Annotated in this window: 16 protein-coding genes; 13 read left to right on the top strand and 3 right to left on the bottom strand. The window is 40.6% G+C overall.

Annotated features, from left to right (window positions below):
* The first annotated feature begins 25 nt into the window (after positions 1–25).
* The 7 genes from potA (at position 26) to D0T60_RS16230 (ending at position 7,881) form a co-directional block, all read left to right on the top strand.
* The gene (gene potA, locus D0T60_RS16260) at positions 26–1,411 is read left to right on the top strand and encodes a polyamine ABC transporter ATP-binding protein (protein WP_163219186.1); all 1,386 of its coding nucleotides are present in this window, start codon (positions 26–28) and stop codon (positions 1,409–1,411) included.
* A 12-nt stretch (positions 1,412–1,423) separates the two neighbouring features.
* Entirely contained in the window at positions 1,424–2,224 is an 801-nt protein-coding gene (locus D0T60_RS16255; protein WP_163219185.1) for an ABC transporter permease, read from the top strand.
* Positions 2,218–3,018: an ABC transporter permease gene (locus D0T60_RS16250; protein ID WP_163219184.1), complete on the top strand. Its 801-nt coding sequence runs from the start codon at positions 2,218–2,220 to the stop codon at positions 3,016–3,018. Before D0T60_RS16255 ends, D0T60_RS16250 begins: the two co-directional genes overlap by 7 nt.
* 140 nt (positions 3,019–3,158) lie before the next feature.
* Complete coding sequence (locus D0T60_RS16245; protein WP_239059588.1) at positions 3,159–4,634, top strand: ABC transporter substrate-binding protein; 1,476 nt, start codon at positions 3,159–3,161, stop codon at positions 4,632–4,634.
* A 97-nt stretch (positions 4,635–4,731) separates the two neighbouring features.
* A complete protein-coding gene (locus D0T60_RS16240; protein ID WP_163219183.1) occupies positions 4,732–6,411 on the top strand; it encodes a putative transporter in 1,680 nt (559 codons plus the stop codon).
* A 291-nt stretch (positions 6,412–6,702) separates the two neighbouring features.
* Entirely contained in the window at positions 6,703–7,086 is a 384-nt protein-coding gene (locus D0T60_RS16235; RefSeq protein WP_163219182.1) for a YkvA family protein, read from the top strand.
* Positions 7,087–7,881: an alpha/beta fold hydrolase gene (locus D0T60_RS16230; protein WP_163219181.1), complete on the top strand. Its 795-nt coding sequence runs from the start codon at positions 7,087–7,089 to the stop codon at positions 7,879–7,881.
* Here D0T60_RS16230 and D0T60_RS16225 read toward each other — a convergent pair.
* Positions 7,878–9,308, bottom strand: coding sequence for a CCA tRNA nucleotidyltransferase (locus tag D0T60_RS16225; protein ID WP_163219180.1), 1,431 nt, complete (start codon positions 9,306–9,308; stop codon positions 7,878–7,880). The genes D0T60_RS16230 and D0T60_RS16225 overlap by 4 nt on opposite strands.
* A gap of 80 nt (positions 9,309–9,388) precedes the next feature.
* On the opposite strand from D0T60_RS16225, the gene D0T60_RS16220 reads away from it, so the two are divergent.
* Positions 9,389–10,222 (top strand): hypothetical protein, encoded by an 834-nt coding sequence (locus D0T60_RS16220; protein ID WP_163219179.1) that lies wholly within the window; start codon positions 9,389–9,391, stop codon positions 10,220–10,222.
* 153 nt (positions 10,223–10,375) lie between these two features.
* Here D0T60_RS16220 and ruvA read toward each other — a convergent pair whose 3' ends face one another.
* Positions 10,376–10,966 (bottom strand): Holliday junction branch migration protein RuvA, encoded by a 591-nt coding sequence (gene ruvA / locus D0T60_RS16215; protein WP_163219178.1) that lies wholly within the window; start codon positions 10,964–10,966, stop codon positions 10,376–10,378.
* 76 nt (positions 10,967–11,042) lie between these two features.
* Here ruvA and D0T60_RS16210 point away from each other — a divergent pair, with 76 nt between their 5' ends.
* From D0T60_RS16210 to D0T60_RS16200, 3 genes are all read left to right on the top strand, one after another.
* Positions 11,043–11,942, top strand: a complete 900-nt coding sequence (locus D0T60_RS16210; protein ID WP_163219177.1) for a diaminopimelate dehydrogenase — start codon at positions 11,043–11,045, stop codon at positions 11,940–11,942.
* 372 nt (positions 11,943–12,314) lie between these two features.
* A complete protein-coding gene (galB, locus tag D0T60_RS16205; protein WP_163219176.1) occupies positions 12,315–14,804 on the top strand; it encodes a beta-galactosidase GalB in 2,490 nt (829 codons plus the stop codon).
* Positions 14,805–14,837: 33 nt separating this feature from the next.
* Positions 14,838–16,205: a TrpB-like pyridoxal phosphate-dependent enzyme gene (locus D0T60_RS16200; protein WP_163219175.1), complete on the top strand. Its 1,368-nt coding sequence runs from the start codon at positions 14,838–14,840 to the stop codon at positions 16,203–16,205.
* A gap of 116 nt (positions 16,206–16,321) precedes the next feature.
* Here D0T60_RS16200 and D0T60_RS16195 read toward each other — a convergent pair whose 3' ends face one another.
* Positions 16,322–17,080 carry an NrtR DNA-binding winged helix domain-containing protein gene (locus D0T60_RS16195; protein ID WP_163219174.1) on the bottom strand — a complete coding sequence of 253 codons (759 nt, stop codon included), beginning with the start codon at positions 17,078–17,080 and terminating at the stop codon, positions 16,322–16,324.
* 228 nt (positions 17,081–17,308) lie between these two features.
* Here D0T60_RS16195 and D0T60_RS16190 point away from each other — a divergent pair, with 228 nt between their 5' ends.
* Both D0T60_RS16190 and D0T60_RS16185 read left to right on the top strand, forming a co-directional pair.
* Positions 17,309–19,642: a glycoside hydrolase family 3 N-terminal domain-containing protein gene (locus tag D0T60_RS16190; RefSeq protein WP_163219173.1), complete on the top strand. Its 2,334-nt coding sequence runs from the start codon at positions 17,309–17,311 to the stop codon at positions 19,640–19,642.
* An 18-nt stretch (positions 19,643–19,660) separates the two neighbouring features.
* A complete protein-coding gene (locus D0T60_RS16185) occupies positions 19,661–21,859 on the top strand; it encodes a hypothetical protein (RefSeq protein ID WP_239059587.1) in 2,199 nt (732 codons plus the stop codon).
* Positions 21,860–22,092: the final 233 nt, after the last annotated feature.

Genomic DNA, 22,092 nt, shown 5'->3' with positions numbered 1-22,092 from the left:
GACGGCTTAATTTTTCAAAATAGAGATGCAAGATACTAATTACATTATTGAGGTGAATAATATCTCCAAGTTTTTCGGAGATAAAACAGCCTTAGACAACATCACTTTACGCATAAAAAAGGGAGAGTTCTTAACGCTTCTGGGGCCTTCCGGCTGCGGAAAGACGACCTTATTGAGGTTAATTTCCGGGTTTCAGGTTCCCTCCCAAGGAGAGATCAAAATCAACGGAAAAGAAATCACTCAAGTACCTCCGCATAAACGTCCTGTAAATACTGTATTTCAGAAGTATGCGTTATTTCCTCATCTGAATGTTTATGAGAACATCGCATTCGGATTAAAACTTAAAAAGATGAGTAAGCCTGATATTGTAAAGAAAATGAAGGCCGCACTCCGAATGGTGGGAATGACCGACTACGAGTATAGGGATGTAGATTCTCTTTCCGGAGGACAGCAACAGCGTGTCGCCATCGCCCGGGCCATTGTTAATGAGCCGGAGGTTCTTTTACTGGATGAACCGCTTGCCGCCCTCGACCTGAAAATGAGGAAAGATATGCAGATGGAGTTAAAGGAAATGCACAAGAATCTGGGTATCACTTTTGTGTATGTCACTCACGATCAGGAAGAAGCGCTAACCCTCAGCGATACCATTGTGGTAATGAGCGAAGGGCGCATTCAGCAGATAGGTACTCCCACCGATATATATAATGAGCCTGCCAATTCATTTGTAGCCGATTTTATTGGAGAAAGTAATATCTTAAACGGCACCATGATTAAAGATAAGCTGGTGCGCTTTTGCGATACGGAGTTTGAGTGCGTAGACGAAGGCTTCGGCGAAAACATGCCCATTGATGTAGTGGTTCGCCCGGAAGACTTATACATCTTCCCCGATTCGGAATCTGCCCAGTTAAGTGGAGTTGTACAATCTTCTATATTTAAAGGTGTACATTATGAAATGGTTGTTTTATGCAATGGGTATGAGATTCTTGTGCAAGACTATCATCAATTTAATGTAGGAGAACAGGTAGGGCTGATTGTTAAGCCTTTCGACATACATATTATGAAGAAAGAACGTGTGTGCAATACCTTCAAAGGCAAACTGATTGATGAAACCCATGTAGAATTTCTGGGGCATACATTTGAGTGCATGCCGGTTGAAAACATAGCATCCGGAAACGAAGTGATTATAGAGGTATCTTTTAATAAAGTCACCCTTTTAGATAACGAAGAAGACGGAGCCATTACCGGCGAAGTTAAATTCATTCTTTATAAAGGAAACCATTACCACCTGACCGTTTTCTCCGACTGGGACGAAGATGTATATGTAGACACCAACGACGTATGGGATGATGGAGACCGCGTAGGTATTTCTATTGCTCCCGCAGACATTAAAGTAATTCCAATAAACTCATAAACAAGAAAGGAAGTGAACAAAAAAATATTCTCCTTTTTCTTCTCGCGAAAGAGCTGGACGTTGCCTTATCTAATATTTGCGGCAATATTCATTGTTATTCCGTTATTATTAATCGGTGTATATGCTTTCACAGATGAGAACGGTCGTCTGACGCTTTCTAATTTCGAGAAGTTTTTCCTTCATCCGGAAGCCATCAACACTTTTGTATATTCCATAGGCATTGCCATTATTACCACTATTTTCTGCATTTTACTGGGATATCCTGCTGCATGGATTTTAAGCAATAGCAAGCTCAACAAATCATACACCATGGTTATGTTATTTATTCTGCCCATGTGGGTGAATATATTGGTTCGTACCCTGGCCACAGTAGCGCTGTTCGACTTCCTGAACATACAGTTAGGCGAAGGAGCATTGATATTTGGTATGGTTTACAATTTTATTCCATTCATGATCTATCCCATTTACAACACTTTGCAAAAGATGGATAAAAGTTATATCGAAGCCGCTCAGGATTTGGGAGCAAACCCTGTTCAGGTCTTCTTTAAAACCATACTGCCGCTTTCTATGCCGGGAGTTATGAGCGGAATCATGATGGTTTTCATGCCTACAATCTCTACTTTTGCCATTGCCGAATTATTAACGATGAACAATATTAAGTTGTTTGGTACTACCATTCAGGAGAACATTAATAACAGTATGTGGAATTATGGTGCAGCTTTATCCCTTATCATGCTGTTGCTGATAGCCGCTACCTCTTTATTTAGTAGCAACGATAAAGAAAGCTCAAATGAAGGAGGTGGACTATGGTAAAAAAGGTATTGGCTCAAACTTATTTGTGGGTTTTATTGCTCTTGCTCTATTCTCCCATCATTATTATTGTAATATATTCATTTACAGAAGCTAAGGTATTAGGTAACTGGACAGGGTTTTCTACGAAGCTTTACACTTCTTTATTCAACACCAGCTCGCATCACTCACTTACCAATGCGCTGATTAATACGATTACCATTGCATTAATTGCTGCTACAGCCTCCACCATCCTGGGAAGCATCGCAGCCATTGGCATCTACAACTTGAAAAACCGCACCCAAAAAGCTGTGGGATTGATTAATAGTATTCCTATATTAAATGGAGATATCATCACAGGGATCTCGTTATTCTTACTTTTTGTTTCGTTGGGCATATCGCAGGGATACACCACTGTGGTATTGGCTCATATTACATTCTGTACACCATACGTAGTATTAAGTGTGCTCCCTCGCTTGAAACAAATGAATCCGAATATTTACGAAGCTGCTCTCGACTTGGGCGCTACCCCCTTTCAAGCATTGCGGAAGGTTATTATACCCGAAATACGTCCGGGAATGATCAGCGGATTTATTCTGGCCATTACGCTTTCTATTGATGATTTTGCCGTAACTATTTTCACCATTGGTAATCAGGGATTGGAAACTTTATCGACTTATATTTATGCCGATGCACGTAAAGGAGGGCTTACACCCGAACTTCGTCCATTATCGACTATCATATTTGTAACTGTATTGGCACTGCTCATTGTAATAAACAAAAGGGCGGAAAAGCAAAAGGCCAAGCAAAAAAAGTAAATGTATAATGTTCTTCATTTTTTGAACCGCAGAGTTACGCAGATTAACGCAAAGTTTTTAGTTTTATTGCGGCATCATAACTTTAAACTCTGTGTTAATCTGCGTAACTCTGCGGTTCAAAATAGTATAAATTAATTCAGATGATACACTCAATATATAGAAAACCCGCTAGTAATTACCCCGACAGGGGTAAAATGTGCATAACCCCGGGTGAGCGAAGCGTAACCCGGGGACAGCAAAACCCCTCTCGCAAACTGAACCCCGAAGTGGGTTCAACCTTTTCAGCCTTAAGGTGGATACTTTATAGCCTCCTAATTGCTTTGCTATTTACTGGATGCTACAATTCCGAAGGAAACAGAGCACAAATCCTCAAAATCTATAACTGGGCCGACTATATAGAAGAAGGCGTACTGGAAGACTTCAAACAATATTATAAAGAACAAACAGGAGAAAACCTGCGCATCATTTACCAAACATTTGATATCAACGAAGTGATGCTCACCAAGATAGAGCGCGGGCATGAAGATTTTGATGTAGTATGCCCTTCAGAGTACATTATTGAACGGATGCTAAAGAAAGATTTACTACTTCCTATAGATACCGTGTTTGGCAACTCCCCTAACCACATAAACAACATTGCTCCCTACATTCGCGAGCAGATCAATAAGCTCAGTCAACCGGGAAGACAAGCCGATCACTATGCCGTATGCTATATGTGGGGTACGGCAGGAGTCTTATACAACAAAGCCTTTGTTACCGAAGAAGATGCAAGCACCTGGGACTGTCTATGGAATCCCAAATTCGCAGGCAAGATTCTAATGAAAGAGAGCTACCGCGATGCTTATGGTACAGCCATCATCTATGCACATACCAAAGAATTGGAAGAAGGTAGCATCACTGTAGAAGACCTGATGAATGATTATTCGCCCCGTGCTATGGAGCTGGCAGAAAAATACCTGAAAGCCATGAAACCCAACATTGCCGGATGGGAAGCCGACTTCGGAAAGGAAATGATGACCAAAAACAAAGCCTGGCTCAACATGACGTGGAGTGGTGATGCCGTATGGGCCATCGAAGAAGCAACAACAGTGAATGTTGATTTAGATTATGTAGTGCCCAAAGAAGGAAGTAACATCTGGTATGATGGATGGGTGATTCCTAAATATGCTCGTAACCGCAAAGCAGCCAGTTACTTTATCAACTTTATGTGTCGCTCGGATATAGCACTTCGTAATATGGATGCCATTGGCTATGTAAGTGCAGTAACCACTTCCGAAGTTTTGGAAGAAAAAATTGACACCACCTTAAACTACTATTCAGATCTCAGCTATTTATTTGGGCCGGAAGCCGACAGCGTTCAGGTGGATAGAATTCAGTATCCAGATAAGTCTGTTGTTGAGCGTTGTGCAATGATCCGCGACTTTGGCGACAAAACAGAAGACGTATTAGCTATCTGGTCGCGCGTTAAAGGAGATAACCTTGGGATAGGAATTACCATCTTGATTTTTGTATCTATTGCTTCCATGAGTGGATGGATTATATACAAACGATATAAAAGATATAAGAGAAAAAGACTTCAAAGAAGAAACCGCCATAAAAAACGGATGAAAAGATAGCTTTTCTTTGTGTCTGCATTCTATTATTCGTACCTTTGCGCCCGATTTCGGAAAACCATATTTTTTCCGTATAAAAATAACTACATAAACAGGTGTAATGAATTGGATTAATGATTTGTTATGGGGAAATGGTATTGCTCACTCTATCCTCATACTATCGGTAGTAATTGCCGTAGGTATACAGCTTGGTAAGATTAAAATCTTTGGTGTTTCATTGGGTGTAACCCTGGTTCTCTTTATGGGTATTTTGCTCAGTCATTTCGGTCTTCGGGTAGATGGCGAGTTGCTTCACTTCTTAAAGGAGTTTGGGCTTATACTATTTGTATTCTCGGTAGGGATGCAGGTTGGTCCCGGCTTTTTCTCTTCCTTTAAAAAAGGAGGTCTTACATTAAATATGCTGGCCTGTGGAATTGTATTTCTGGGTGTTGCTACTACCATTATTATACATTTCGCCACAGGAATACCAATGGCTACCATGGTAGGTATTATGTCGGGGGCTGTAACCAATACTCCCGGATTAGGTGCCGCCCAACAAGCCTTCTACGAAGCTACAGGCAGAACCGACGAAACCATTGCATTGGGTTATGCAGTTGCTTATCCGTTGGCGGTAGTAGGAATTATTCTTTCTATTCTTTTGATTCGCTATATATTCAAAATCAACCTGAACAAAGAAAACGAAAAGCTAATGACAGAAGAGGGTAACCACTCAGATGGTGCTATACCTGTTTCTTTAATCGTAAAGAATCCTGCCATTTTTAATAAAAAGCTTGCCGAGCTTTCTTCTTTCCTGGAGAACAGACAATATGTAATCTCCCGTATCTATTATCATGATACCAACAAAATAGAGATTGCCGATGCCGATTCTGTACTTCACGAAAACGACAAGATCTTTGTTATCACCACCGACAACGATGCAGAAACTATCAAAGCATTTATCGGAGAAGAAATCCAGATGGATCGCAAACAATGGATTCCTACGGAAAGCGAACTAATCAGTCGCCGCATTTTAATTACCAAACCCGAGCTGAACGGCAAGCGCATAGGCGACTTGAAACTACGCCGGCTGCATGGAGTAAACGTTACCCGCCTGAACCGTTCGGGAGTAGACCTTGTGGCACGCCCCAACCTGAGCCTGCAATTAGGAGATAAATTAACGGTAGTAGGTAGTGAGGTAGCCGTGAAAAAGGTATCCGAATTATTAGGAAACTCTATAAAAAGGCTAAATGAGCCTAACCTTATCACATTATTCTTAGGTATAGCATTAGGAGTTCTCTTAGGAAGCATACCTTTTGTATTCCCGGGTATTCCCCAGCCGGTTAAATTAGGATTGGCCGGAGGTCCTCTTATTGTAGCTATACTTGTTAGCCGCTTTGGATACCATTATAAATTAATTACCTATACCACCATGAGCGCCAATCTGATGCTTCGTGAGGTAGGTATTTCTTTATTCTTAGCCTGTGTAGGTTTAGGAGCCGGAGAAGGTTTTGTAGATACCATCGTTAATAAAGGAGGATATGTTTGGATTGGTTATGGTTTCCTTATTACAGTAATCCCCTTATTAACTATTGGCTTTATTGGTCGTAAGTTCTGTAAAATCAACTATTACACATTGATGGGGTTAATAGCAGGTAGCACAACAGACCCTCCTGCATTGGCTTATTCGAATGCTACTGCCGGTAATGACGCTCCCGCTGTAGGATATGCCACCGTTTATCCGCTAACCATGTTTTTACGTGTACTTTGTGCCCAACTTATGATATTATTCTTCTGTATATAAATAACTTACAGAACATTTGGTTTTAGCAAAAATACCTTGCCGCGCTCGGCAAGGTATCAATTTAGCAAAAACCTATTTTATTTAAAAGTGCCACGCTTCACAGCGGAACAAAAATTGATGATGCAAAAGTATAAATTAAAGAGAAACTACCTTTTATTTATAAAGCTTCTTTTATTTATGAAACGGCTACTTTATATAGACTAATAGCATGTTCTTGCTAAATTGATTATTCGGTTATATAGTCTACTTCATGGTAAGTTTGTATAGCTACCAAACATACAAAAGGACTTTATGGACAACAATAAATACGATTTAGAAAAATACAGCAATCAATATTCTGAGAAGAAATTTCAATCAAAAATAGCGCAAATAACCAAGAAAGCAGGAGCTAAAATTGTGTATGCTGCTTTCTTGCTATTCTATGCTTTAAAAGATAAGAACTTCCCTATCACTAAGAAAGCTAAAGTATTAGGAGCCTTGGGTTACTTCATTCTACCCATTGATCTTATACCGGATGCTATCCCCATTTTAGGATTCTCAGATGATTTAGCGGCCATTGTTTATATACTAAGCACTGTTTGGGAACATATTACCCCTGAAGTGAGACAACAGGCATTAGATAGAGTGAATAGCATCTTTGGAGAGGTGGAGGATAAAGAATTGCAGTTATTCTAAATGATAAAAGTTACCCTCAAATACCCCATCATACTCGTACACGGCATTGCCGCCAAAGACAGCAACCTCTTCTGGGGCAGAATACCCAAAAGGTTAGAGGAAGCAGGCATTCAAGTTTTTCGGGGAAACACTGATTCCTGGGGAAGCATCGAGAGTAATGCCCTCTCACTTAAAAAAACGGTTGATTATGTTTTAAACACTTGCCAAACCGAAAAAGTAAACCTGATTGCCCACTCCAAAGGTGGACTCGATTCCAGGTATTTAATCAGCACGCTGGGATACCACACCAAAATTGCAAGTCTAACTACCATTTCTACTCCTCATCATGGAGCTGAAATTGTAGATTCCCTTTTTAACAGGAAACCGCTTTATACTCCTTTTGCCCGTAAGATAGTAGACATTGTTATGAAACTATATGGAGACAAATCACCCGATCCTTACAAAATACTCTCCGAATTAAGAACTGAAAACATGATTCATTTTAACCAACAAAATCCGAATCATAAAGATGTATATTACTGCAGTTATCACTCTATAATGAAGAATGCCTTAGATGATTTATCCTATTCCCTCAGCTACCTATACATACATCGGCAAGCAGGAGACAATGATGGTATAGTCAGTTTAAGATCTTCTCAATGGGGAAAAGAATTTACTTTGATACAAAATAGCCATACAAGAAACGGTATATCGCATGCTGAAATCTTAGATATTAAAAGACAAACGATTTCAGGAGTAGATATACCGATGGAATATGTAAAGATGGCACAAAAACTGGCAGAAAAAGGATTCTAAGCCAACGTCAACCCCATCTTCTCTGCTTTCTTCAACATATATTGATAAGCCGCTTCATAGTCGTTGGGGATAACTCCATCCAAAATAGCATCTTTGATGGAGCTTTTCAATGTTCCCACTTCCGAGCAGGGTTCCAAGTTGAATAGCTTCATAATCTCGTCTCCGCTGATGGGAGGTTGGAAGTTACGTACCCGATCTTTCTCTTCAATATCTTTTAGTTTCTGACGAACCAGCTGGAAGTTATTCAGGAAGCGTTGCTTCCGTTCTGAGTTCTTGGACGTTATATCCGCTTCGCAAAGCATCATCAAATCATCAATATCATCTCCTGCCTCAAACAACAAACGGCGTACAGCAGAATCTGTCACCTCATCATCAGCAATAACAATGGGGCGCATGTGCAAGCCTACTAACTTCTGCACATATTTCATTTTATCATTCATTGGGAGCTTCATCCTACGGAAAATAGCAGGAATCATCTTCTCGCCAATAAAGTTATGATTATGAAATGTCCATCCCGCCCGGGGTTCCCAACGTTTGGTTGCAGGCTTGGCAATATCATGTAACAAAGCCGCCCAACGCAACCACAGACCTTTAGTCTTTTTACTGATATTATCCAAAACTTCCAACGTATGGTAGAAGTTATCTTTATGCGCCTTTCCGTTTTTCACCTCTACTCCTTGCAATGCAGCCAATTCAGGGAATATGAGTTGTAATAATCCCGAACGTTCCAAATCAATGAAACCTTTAGAAGGAATAGGAGATAAGATTATTTTATTCAGTTCATCGGCAATGCGTTCTTGAGAGATTATTTCAATTCGTTCTTTATTATGGCATAAAGATTCAAAGGTAGCATCATCAATATAAAAGTTTAACTGTGTAGCAAAACGAATACAACGCATCATTCGCAAAGGATCGTCGCTGAATGTTATATCGGGGTCGAGTGGAGTACGGATATTCTTTTCTTTCAAATCGTCTATGCCACCAAAAGGATCGACAAGTTCTCCCAGGCGTTCTTTATTCAGACATACAGCCAGTGCATTAATGGTGAAATCGCGACGGTTCTGATCATCCTGCAAAGTGCCGTCTTCCACAATCGGCTTACGCGAATCACGCTGATAAGACTCTTTACGAGCACCCACAAATTCTATTTCCTCATCGTGCCACTTTACCTGAGCTGTGCCAAAGTTCTTAAATACAGATACGTGAGCACCTCTACCTAAGCGTTTTCCAAATGCTTTTGCCATTTCAATGCCACTGCCCACTACTACCACATCAATATCTTTGGAAGGACGTTCCAAGAAAAGATCACGTACATAACCTCCCACAGCATAACATTCCAAACCTAACTCGTCGGCTGTTTCGGTTATTTTTTCAAAGATCTTTCCGCTAAAACGTTCTCTCAATTCTTCTTTTGTAAGCTCAATCATGCCTGATTTTTATTTTTAAAATACAAAAATACAATTTTAGTTTGTAGCTTTGTAGCTCCTACAAAGAAAAAGAATAACGTATGAAGAAATTGTTTATTTTTTCGTTAACCTCCCTGTTCCTTATTGCCTGTGGGGAAAATGTGGAGAAGAAAGCATCTGCTAAATTACAAGAAGCCCGTGTAGCTTTTGAAGAAGGAAACTTCAGTGAAGCCAAATTACAGATAGATAGTATCAAAATATTATATCCCAAAGCATTCGAAGCCCGAAAAGAAGGTATTCGCCTGATGCAACAAGTGGAATTAAAAGAACAACTGCAAACCCGTGCTTATTTAGAAGATTCGCTGAAAAAGAAAGAAGAAGCATTTAATGCCATCAAAGGCAGGTTTGTGTTGGAGAAAGATGCTGAATATCAGGAGATAGGCAATTACCTCTACCCTACTCAGACAATTGAAAAGAATCTTCATCGCTCTTTCCTTCGTTTTCAGGTGAATGAGAAAGGAGAAATGTCTCTGACTTCCATTTATTGCGGAGCCGGCAATATACATCATCATTCTGTGAGGGTTTCGGTTGCCGATGGCACTTTTGCCGAAACTCCATCTTCCAAAGACATTTATGAAACCACGGATTTAGGCGAAAAGATCGAGAAAGCCGACTACAAACAAGGAGAAGATGGAAATGTTATGGGATTCATCTATCTGAATCAAGATAAAAACATCAAAGTAGAATACTTGGGAGACAAAAAGTACACTACCTCCATGCTTCCTAATGACCGAAAGGCATTGGCCGAGATTTATGAACTTGCTCAAATACTGGCTTCTATGGAGCAAATAAAGAACGAGCTGAAAGAAGCGGATCTAAAAATAAACTTCGTGAAAAGAAAGATAGAAGAGAAAGAAGATCCTCTTTCAAGGTAATTGCTTATCAGGAAAGGAGTTCACCACAGAGTACACGGAGGACACAGAGGATTAAATCGCAATAATTCCGCAGGAAAAATAATACCTCTGCGCCCTCCGTGTACTCTGTGGTAAAAATTCAAACAACTTATTACTCTTGTTACTATCTTTCTCCTACAACCTTTTTAGTGCCAGTTTAATAACCTGCTCAACAGGGGCAGCAGGATCTTCTTTTAAAATAGCCGATACTACCTTTTGAGAAGGGGCAGGCGAAAAGCCAAGCATAGTAAGTGCAGATACGGCCTCTTCATGAACAGCATTATTCATAGCAGACAAAGTAACATCCGCTCCCGATGCAGTAACTCCCGTTTTAATCTTATCTTTTAAATCGACAATGACACGTTGAGCTGTTTTCAATCCGATACCTTTCACTGTTTTCAGCATATTCACATTCTCAGAACTAATTACATTCGAAAGTTCGGAAGGGCTTAACGCCGAGAGAATCATTCGAGCAGTATTTCCACCGATACCCGAAACTGAAATGAGTAACAGGAACAACTCCCGTTCCAATTTATCTGCAAATCCGTAAAGCACATAAGCATCTTCGCGGATAGCCTCATAAACAAATAATTTAAATGTACTTTTACCCTGGATGGCCGAGTAAGTATTCAACGAGATATTAAGGGCGTAACCCACACCATTGCAATCTATTACTGCAACCGCCGGAGTCAACTCCGCAACCTCACCTTTCACATATTCTATCATAATTAGACTTTATATTTCAAATAGTTTATTTATTTTTGCACGAAAGATAATTATAATATTTATAACGAGCAAAACAATGAAAAAAGTAAGAGCCGCCATTGTTGGTTATGGCAACATTGGTAAATACGTTTTAGATGCAATTTTAGCTGCTCCGGATTTTGAAGTAGCAGGTGTAGTACGTCGTAATGGAGCAGAAAATAAACCTGTGGAATTAAATGATTATCCTGTAGTAAAAGAGATAAAAGAGTTGAAGAATGTGGATGTTGCCATTCTTTGTACTCCAACCCGCAGCGTAGAAAAATATGCCAAAGAAATTCTTGCTTTAGGAATCAACACTGTAGACAGCTTTGATATCCATACAGGTATCGTAGATCTACGCCGCGAACTGGCTGCCGTTGCCAAAAAGCACAACACGGTAGCCATTATTTCTGCCGGCTGGGATCCGGGAAGCGACTCTGTGGTTCGTACTATGCTCGAAGCTATTGCCCCGAAAGGTATTACTTATACCAACTTCGGCCCCGGTATGAGTATGGGACACACTGTAGCTGTGAAAGCCATTGAAGGTGTACAAGCTGCTTTGTCTATGACCATTCCTACCGGAACAGGTATTCACCGTCGGATGGTTTATATCGAGGTAAAAGACGGATACAAGTATGAAGAAGTAGCCGCTGCCATTAAAGCAGACGCTTATTTCGTGAATGATGAAACTCATGTAATTCAGGTTCCTTGTGTTAACGACTTATTGGATATGGGACACGGTGTAAACCTTACCCGCAAAGGGGTTTCAGGTAAAACACAAAATCAGTTGTTCGAATTTAACATGAAGATTAACAACCCGGCACTTACTGCCCAAGTTCTTGTTTGTGCGGCACGTGCTTCGTTCAAACAACAGCCGGGATGCTATACGATGGTTGAAATTCCGGTAATCGATTTACTGTATGGCGATCGGGAAGATTTGATTGCTCATTTAGTATAAAAGAGGAAGATAATTCAGAAAGAGGGTGTAAGAAGCCCTCTTTTTTTATTCTATAATTGTACATTTCCATTATTTACTTTACCTTTAGCAGCAGTACTAACAACACACACATTTTTATGAGAATCGTTTACATCCGGAATCACTTCTCCTTATTATTACAACCTAAAAAACTGGGAAATGCTCCTTTTCATAGCCCGGTTAATCAAAATAAACGGTGTTAAGCAGGTTAAAAAATGATGGAAAATCATTCAAAAGAATGGAGAATCATTGCAAATCAATGCCTGTTAGGTCTGATGCATAAAAAGGCCCTTTCTTCAGGATGAAAGATATTGTACATTTGCAGAAACGATAATAAGTCAAAACAAAAACAATATGAGATTAACTGTAGCACTTCTTTATTTATTTAGTATCTATTCTACTTTATCTGCACAACGTTCCGAACAATTATTAGAGAAAAACTGGAAGTTTGTCAAAGGAGATTATCCCGAAGCTGCAAATCCGACATTCAACGACTCGCGTTGGGAAAGTGTGATTGTTCCTCACGACTGGGCAATATTTGGACCTTTCGATCGTGAACACGACTTACAGAACGTAGCCGTGACACAAAACGGAGAAAAAGTAGCTACCGTTAAAACCGGACGTACCGGAGGATTACCTTATGCAGGAATCGGTTGGTATCGTACGCAATTCACCGTTGACAATAGCAATGACAAACAAGTAACACTTATTTTCGACGGAGCCATGAGCGAAGCTCGCGTATATGTAAATGGAAAGGAAGCATGTTTCTGGCCTTTTGGTTACAATACATTCCACTGCAATGTTACAGAATTCTTGAATGAAAGCGGCACACCCAACTCATTGGCTGTTCGCCTGGAAAACAAACCCCAGTCATCACGCTGGTATCCGGGAGCCGGATTATATCGCAATGTTCATGTAGTGGTTACCGAAAAAACACATATTCCGGTATGGGGCACCTATATTACCACTCCGCATGTATCCACACAGTTTGCTTCTGTACGCCTGCAAACCAAAATTGAGAATGCAGATCAAAAAGAAGTACGCATAAAAACAGAAATACACTCTCCGCAAGGTGTTATTGTGGCATTCAAAGATAATACACAAAGAATCAATCACGGAAAGCCTTTTGAACAGAACTTCATTATTGATGCACCTCATTTATGGTCGCCCGAAACGCCGGAACTTTACAAAGCCGTTTCCAAAGTATATGTAAACGAACAGTTGATAGACGAATATACTACTCGTTTCGGTATTCGCCACATCGAAATCATTGCCGACAGAGGATTCTTTCTCAATGGCAAACATCGCAAATTTCAGGGGGTATGTAATCACCATGATTTAGGTCCTTTGGGAGCTGCCATCAATACCGCGGCATTGCGTCGGCAACTAACTTTACTCAAAGACATGGGATGTGATGCCATTCGTACCGCTCACAATATGCCGACTCCCGAATTAGTAGAGCTTTGCGACGAGATGGGCTTTATGATGATGATTGAACCTTTCGACGAGTGGGATATCGCCAAGTGCAAAAACGGGTATCATCGTTACTTTAAAGAGTGGGCAGAAAAAGATATGGTGAACATGATACACAATTATCGCAACAACCCTTGTGTGGTAATGTGGAGTATTGGCAATGAAGTACCAACTCAATGCAGACCGCAAGGGTATCAAGTTGCTTCTTTCCTTCAGGATATCTGTCATCGGGAAGATCCAACTCGCCCCGTTACCTGCGGAATGGATCAGGTGAGCTGTGTTCTTCAAAATGGTTTTGCGGCTATGCTCGATGTTCCCGGCTTCAACTATCGGGCACACCGCTATCAGGAGGCATACAATAAACTTCCGCAAAATATTGTCTTGGGATCCGAAACAGCCTCCACAGTAAGTTCGCGCGGAGTATATAAATTTCCGGTAGAGAAGAAACCTCATGCTATGTATGATGATAATCAATCTTCTTCTTATGACATGGAGTATTGCTCCTGGGCCAATCTACCCGATGACGACTTTGCTTTAGCAGATGATTATCAATGGACCATCGGACAATTTGTATGGACAGGTTTTGATTATCTGGGTGAACCTTCTCCTTATGATACCGATGCATGGCCCAGCCACAGTTCATTATTTGGTATTATAGACTTAGCAAGTCTTCCCAAAGACCGTTATTATTTATACCGTAGCCTTTGGAATAAAGAAGTGAATACACTCCACATTCTCCCTCACTGGACGTGGAAAGGACGAGAAGGAGAAATTACTCCTATATTCGTCTACACCAATTACGACAGCGCAGAACTCTTTGTAAATGGCAAAAGCTATGGCAAGAAACGTAAAAGCAACGAAACCTTGCAACATCGTTATCGCCTGATGTGGATGGATGTAGTTTATGAACCGGGAGAAGTAAAAGTAGTAGCCTACGACAAAAATGGAAAAGCCGTAGAAGAAAAAATTGTCCGTACCGCCGGAAAGCCACATCATTTAGAACTAATTGTAGACAGAAATGAAATTACTGCTGATGGTAAAGACTTAGCTTACATTACCGTACGTGTAGTAGACAAAGACGGTAACCTCTGTCCACATGATGGTCGCTTAGTTAACTTCTCAGTAAAAGGCGCAGGTAAATACCGGGCAGCAGCCAACGGGGATGCTACCAGCCTTGATTTATTCCATTTGCCTCAGATGCATGCTTTCAGTGGGCAGTTAACAGCTATTGTACAAGCTGGGGAATTGGCAGGAACCATTCATTTTGAGGCGAAAGCAAAAGGGCTGAAGAGTGGAAAGATAGAGATTCGGACAAGTCTACAAAAGCAAGAAAACTATCCAATAGTCACCAAATTAAAAAATAATCGTTAGATTTGCACTTTCATTCACAAAAACAATGTCATTATGAGCAATAAAATTAAAAAGTTCATTCTTCCTGAAAGTGAAATTCCACACTACTGGTACAACATACAAGCCGACATGGTAAACAAGCCCATGCCTCCGCTGCATCCGGGAACCAAACAACCACTAAAGGCTGAAGACTTATTTCCAATCTTTGCCGAAGAACTCAGCCGCCAGGAATTAGACCAAACAAACACATGGATCGAGATTCCGGAAGAAGTGCGCGAAATGTACAAAAACTATCGCAGCACTCCACTTGTACGCGCTTACGGATTGGAAAAAGCCATTGGAACACCTGCTCATATTTATTTTAAGAACGAAAGTGTAAGCCCTATCGGCTCGCATAAATTAAACTCTGCTTTAGCACAAGCATATTATTGCAAACAAGAGGGCATTACCAACATTACCACCGAAACCGGTGCCGGACAGTGGGGAGCCGCTCTTTCTTATGCCGCCAAAGTATTCGGACTGGAAGCTGCTGTATATCAGGTAAAAATAAGCTATGAACAAAAGCCTTACCGCCGCAGCATTATGCAGACTTTTGGTGCACAGGTTACGCCCTCGCCATCTATGTCTACCCGTGCCGGTAAAGATATTCTAACGGCTCATCCTAACTACCAGGGTTCTTTAGGTACTGCCATTTCGGAAGCCATTGAACTTGCTCAAACTACTCCTAACTGTAAATACACTTTAGGCTCTGTGCTTAGCCATGTGGCTTTGCACCAAACTATTATTGGTTTGGAAGCAGAGAAGCAGATGGAAATGGCCAATGAGTATCCTGATATCGTAATCGGATGTTTTGGTGGTGGATCTAACTTTGCCGGAATCGCATTCCCATTTATGCGCCACACCATACTCGATGGCAAGAAAACCCGTTATATTGCAGCCGAACCGGCTTCTTGTCCTAAGTTAACTCGGGGTAAATTCCAATATGATTTTGGTGATGAAGCAGGATATACTCCATTATTGCCCATGTTTACATTAGGTCACAATTTTTCTCCTGCCAATATTCATGCAGGCGGTCTTCGCTATCATGGAGCAGGCGTTATTGTATCTCAATTACTAAAAGACGGATACATGGAAGCTGTAGACATCAAACAACTTGAATCTTTCGAGGCCGGTACTATATTTGCACAGGCAGAAGGTATTATTCCGGCATCGGAATCATGCCACGCTATAGCAGCCGCCATCAATGAAGCAAAGAAATGCAAAGAAACAGGCGAAGAAAAAGTTATTCTCTTCAACCTCTCAGGACATGGTTTGCTGGATATGCCTTCTTACGATAAATATTTCTCGGGCGATTTGCAGAATTATTCTTTAGCTGATGAAGATATTCAGAAGAATTTGGATGAGATAGGGAATCTGGCATAATTGATTTTTTCACCACAGAGGACGCAGAGGACACAGAGAATTAAGTTGCGATGCCGCAAGGAAATAAAAAAGCTCTGTGTTCTCTGCGTCCTCTGTGGTGATATCCACCACTCATTTTAAAACAATTTCCGATTAAACGGATCTTTCTTTTCAGGGTTAAATCGATACATGATAGGAGCATTGTATGGCTTCTCTTCACTCTCCTCTTCCGACTTCTCTACAGGTATTACATATCCCTCTGCAAGCATTTTACGTTGAAAGTTTCTCCGATCGAGAGTGACATCCAAGAATATCTCAAAGATTTTTCTTAGTTCGGTTATTGCAAATTCTTCCGGCAAAAGAGCAGGACCTACGGGTATAATGGGAGCCATAGTACGCAAATATTCCTTTGCTTTCATTATTATATTCTGATGATCGGAGTAAAGTGCAGGAAGCTTATTAACATCATGCCACTGAAGTTCTTCTCCTTCTAATATAGGTATATTAACCTTGTCATACTTAACTAACGCCAAGTAGCCTAAGGTTACAAACCGCTGAAACAACCAACCTGTATCGCCTCCATTGGGCCAGAGCTTACTTGCAAGATCGCGGTTTTCTTCTATATTGGTTCGACTCACATCGCTAAACAAATGAAATTGATGAAGAAAAACATCCTTCAGCCCGGTTCGAACCTTCAATATTTTATAGGCTGCCTGATCTGAGTTTTCATCTTTCAGCATAAAGCCTCCGGGCAACATCCATTTATCCACTCGATCAAACCGATTCAACAATATCCGGAGTTTGCCTTTATGAAAACCTAAAATGATACAATCCACAGAAAAACCCGGATGAATACTTTCTGTATGGTATGATTCGATTATGTTTTTATCCTCCATTATTTAATAAATAAGAAATATAAAGAAAACTTTGAACCTTTCCTCTTTCACGATGTAAATATAACAAATTCTTGCTTTACCGAAAAGAAAGAGTGCGTTATTGTGACGCAAATTATGTTTCGCAACATAAATGCGTAAATTAGACGCACTTTACTATTGCAAGCAAGAATTATTCGGCTATATTTGCGTCATAATAACGCACTTTTAATACTAAAAACAAGAAAAGTTATGAAGAGAACACTATTATTGGCGTTGGCTACCACACTCATTATTCCCTGTGGTTTCTCGCAAAACAATGACAATTTTCGTATCATCGAAAACGAAAATGGAGCGACATTAGGATATTCTCCCAACTCCGGAGTAAAAATCCTCACTATTAACGGGCTAAAGTTTAAAGACCTCAATAAAAATGGTAAACTTGATAAATATGAAGATTGGCGCCTTCCTGTAGATGAACGTGCCAAAGATTTGGCTAAACGTATGAGCACTGAACAAATTGCCGGATTGATGCTTTATAGTGGGCATCAAGCCATCCCTTCCAACTCCGAAGGTTTTGCAGCAGGCACTTATAACGGTAAATCGTATACAGAGAGTGGTGCAAAAGCATGGGATTTAACAGATGCGCAAAAAACATTCTTAAAGGACGACAACCTTAGACATGTATTAATTACATCGGTTGAAAGCCCGGAAGTAGCAGCCAAATGGAACAATGAAATGCAGGCTTTTGTTGAAGGCATTGGTTTAGGAATTCCGGGAAATACCAGTTCCGACCCACGCCATTCCGGACAAATCACCGGAAACACAAAAGCTGAATTTAACGCCGGTGCCGGTGGAGAAATATCTGTTTGGCCGGACGGATTAGGTTTAGCCGCTACCTTTGATCCTGCCGTAGTAAAGCAATTTGGTGAAATAGCCGCTCAGGAGTATCGGGCATTGGGTATTACCACAGCGTTATCTCCTCAAATTGATTTAGGAACAGAACCACGTTGGTATCGTATATCTATGACTTTTGGAGAAAGCCCTGAATTATCCACGGATATGGCTCGTGCTTATATAGATGGTTTCCAGACCTCTACCGGAAAGGATGAAATAACCGGCGGATGGGGATACAAAAGTGTAAACGCTATGGTGAAACACTGGCCAAGTGGTGGTGCCGAAGAAGGCGGACGAGATGGTCACTGGGCATTCGGTAAGTTCGCCGTTTATCCCGGTAACAATTTTGAGACTCACCTGAAACCTTTTACCGAAGGAGCATTTAAGTTAGATGGCGCAACAGGTATGGCATCGGCAGTAATGCCTTATTATACCATCTCCTACAATCAATCTAAAGATGGAAGTAACTATGCCAACGGTTTCAACAAATATATCATCACCGATCTTTTAAGAGAGAAGTACGGATACGACGGAGTAGTATGTACCGACTGGATGATTACAGCAGACGAAGGTAAAACCCCCGACGAATTTATGGGAAAACCCTGGGGAGTAGAAGATAAAACGGTGGCAGAAAGACATTACATTACTCTCATGGCAGGCGTTGACCAATTTGGTGGAAACAATGTAATGGGTCCGATTATCGAAGCCTATAAAATGGGAGTGAAAGCGCATGGAAAATCATTCATGAAAAACCGCTTTGAACAGTCAGCAGTACGCTTACTCCGAAATATATTCCGCCTTGGATTGTTTGAAAATCCCTATCTGGATTCAAAAGAAAGCGCACAAACCGTTGGAAACCCCGAATTCATGCAAGCAGGTTATGACGCTCAACTCAAATCTGTAGTGTTGCTGAAAAATAAGGAACAGGTATTACCTATCAAAGAACGCAAAACCGTATATATACCCGAAATGTATTATCCGGCAGTAAAAAGTTGGTGGGGAATCTGGTCAAAGCCAAGCATTGACTACCCGGTAGATTTGGAAATGGTAAAGAAATACTACAACGTAACAACCAATCCTACAAAAGCAGATTTTGCCATTGTATTTGTAAACAGTCCGTACAGCAACAACGACGGAGGAGGTTATGATGTATACGATCGCAAAGATGGTGGAAACGGCTATGTACCCATTTCTCTACAATATGGAACTTACACTGCCACAGATGCACGGGAGCACAGTATTGCAGCAGGAGATCCGGTGATAGACCCTACTATTAAAAGCCGTTCTTACAAAGGTAAAACAACTACCGTATCGAACGTGATGGATTTGCAAACAATATTGGCTACCAGAGAACAGATGGGAGATAAACCGGTGATTGTTGTAGCCAATGTATCACGCCCGATGATATTCAATGAGTTCGAAAAACGTGTAGATGGAATTGTTGTACGCTTCGGCATCAGCGAACAGGCTGTTCTGGATATTATTTCCGGAAAATACGAACCATCAGGCTTATTACCTTTCCAAATGCCTGCCAACATGAAGACTGTAGAAAAGCAATATGAAGACGTACCTTATGACATGGAATGTCACAAAGACAGCGAAGGAAATGTATACGACTTTGCATACGGCTTAAACTGGAAGGGAGTAATCAACGATGCCCGTACAGCCAAATATACAAAAAAACAATAACACCTTACTCTTTATAATATGAAAAGTATAACCAAAAACATCGGATTAGTATGTGCCTTATCATTGCTAAGCAATATGGCTATGGCTCAACATACAACAGTTAAAGATAGTACCAAAGTAGCCTCAACCGAACAAAAAGGGGGCGATCGTAACGTAATGCTTAATGCAGCCTCTGCCAACAGTGGACCGAGAAACGTAAACATAGGCTTGCCTGCCAGCGTAGGAGGAACAACTATTTTAGAAAATGATCTGCCAGTAGTGTATTTCTTCTGGCCGGAGATGCCATACAAAGCATGGCGCATGGATGCCATGACAAACGGAGTTAAACTCCTCGATTTAGGACAAACTGCCATCAACATAGGTGATGTAGGGTTTTCGGTAGGTACTTATGATAACCTTGGAACTGACAAGTTCCAAGGTAACATAGGAGTAAATTCCAATCACTTTGGTTTATTGAATGGAACAGCCAATGTTAGTGGCGCCTTTAAAAAAGGATGGAAATACTCTGTTGGTGCTTTTGTTAACTACGACCCGGGTACTTATAAGGTGAATAAGAATGATATAGACAGATATTACAATGACCAGACCCAACTTTATAAAATAGCTTTAACCAAAGATTATGCGTTGGACAATGTAAATGGCTCTTTCTCCGTGTTCTATAAATATGCCAATACGAAGTCTATGACAATGCAGCAATATGCTCCTTATCAATACCATCTTGATGGTTCCGTGTCCGAAATCGACGGTTTTAAAATTGGTAGCGATAATTATATTGCCAGTCAGAAGTTCAATGTAGAAGATGCGGCAACCGGCAATGTAGTAGAACGGGATGCATTGAAAGATTATGGTTCTTCTTCTCATACCATCGACTTAATCGGTAAAAATAAATTCAACAACGGATTAGATTTTAATTATATCGTCAGGTTACATTCTGCCAAATCTGGTATGTACTTACCTATTATGACCGGAATTACGGAAGATAAAATCACCGGAGAACTCAGACAAAATGTAATGGCACTTGCCTCCAAAAAAACTCCGATTAAATCATTAACCAGCTTGTTCGAAGTTGGCAAAAAATCCGGTAAACACGAATGGAAAGTAGGTCTTAATCAATGGTTATACGATATTGATAAGTTTACGACCGAAGGTGTGATGTATCAACAAACAGTTGAGAAAAACCCTCGCATCATAGAAGGAAATAATAACTATACATACGAATACCATAACGGAACCGAAAACAAAACCGCACTCTTTATTACAGATAAATGGGATCTTTCGGATGTATTTACCTTAAACGGAGGTATCAGACTTGAATATCAGAGTTTAAGAGGTGATTATATTGATAATGACTTAAACGAAGAGAGTAATCTTCCTTATTTGTCAAAAACAAAAACCGACATTGAAAAAGATTGGTTTAACAAAGCCTTTATGCTGAATGGAGTATACAAAATGACAAGCAGATTCGGTTTATTGGGTGAAGTTACCTATAACGAACAAGCCGGACATCTTGAGAATTACTCGGCAGGCAATGACCCAAGATTGAAGAAATCAAAAATACCCGGAGCGGGATTTGGAGTATTCTATAATCATCCTTGGTTTAGTGTAGTATCAAAGGCTACCTATATTAAACGCGACGAGTATCGTTCTACAGTAAACTTTAGTTCCGGAACAGAAACGGTTCGTCCTACGGTATCTTATGATATTGAAACAATTGGCTGGACTACAGACGTTGTAGCTACTCCTTTCAAGAATTTCAATTTACACTTCTTATTCACCTTACAGGCTCCTAAGTATAAGAACTATGCCGGTACGGTTAATTTTAAAGGAAGTAACACTTCTGTAGACTATAATTTCAATGACAACACCGTAACCGGTGTATCTAAAATGTTGATAGAAATAGACCCAAGTTACCAATGGAAGAACTTAAGGGTTTGGGCCAGTGCACGATACTTTAGTAAAGAATATGCCAACCTTACCAACTCTTTATACTTTGAGGGTCGTTGGGAAACCTTTGCCGGAGCTAATTATGCCTTTAACAAGAATCTGGAAATAAGCGCATCGGCAGTAAACCTCTTGAACCAACGCGGTGCACAAGGAACTATTTCCGGAGCAGACCTCTTCACGAAGGAAGAAGCCGAGAAAAAAGAAGGAGCTATTTTATCGGGCACCTACATCCGCCCATTCACTGTTGAGTTTGGGGTGAAGTATCGGTTCTAAGCCTTTTGATTGTATAGTTGTGCCACGCCTGTGGCACAAGTGTGCCTTGCGTGTGGCACAGTTGTGCCATAGGCGTGGCACAGTTGTGACATGAGCTTGGCATTGTTGTGAAACTGTGGCAATGGGCAAGCCACTATGTATGTTAACGTTTTTAGTTGACTACTTTCAGTCTTATTAATAGAATTGGTTGCCTCGGTTTATACTTAGTTATAAACTAGGTTGACCTTTTTCAT

Source organism: Bacteroides sp. 224 (assembly GCF_010500995.1).
GTDB lineage: Bacteria > Bacteroidota > Bacteroidia > Bacteroidales > Bacteroidaceae > Bacteroides.
Note: the sequence above shows the minus strand (reverse complement) of the source record. Positions and strands in the feature narration are given on the sequence as shown.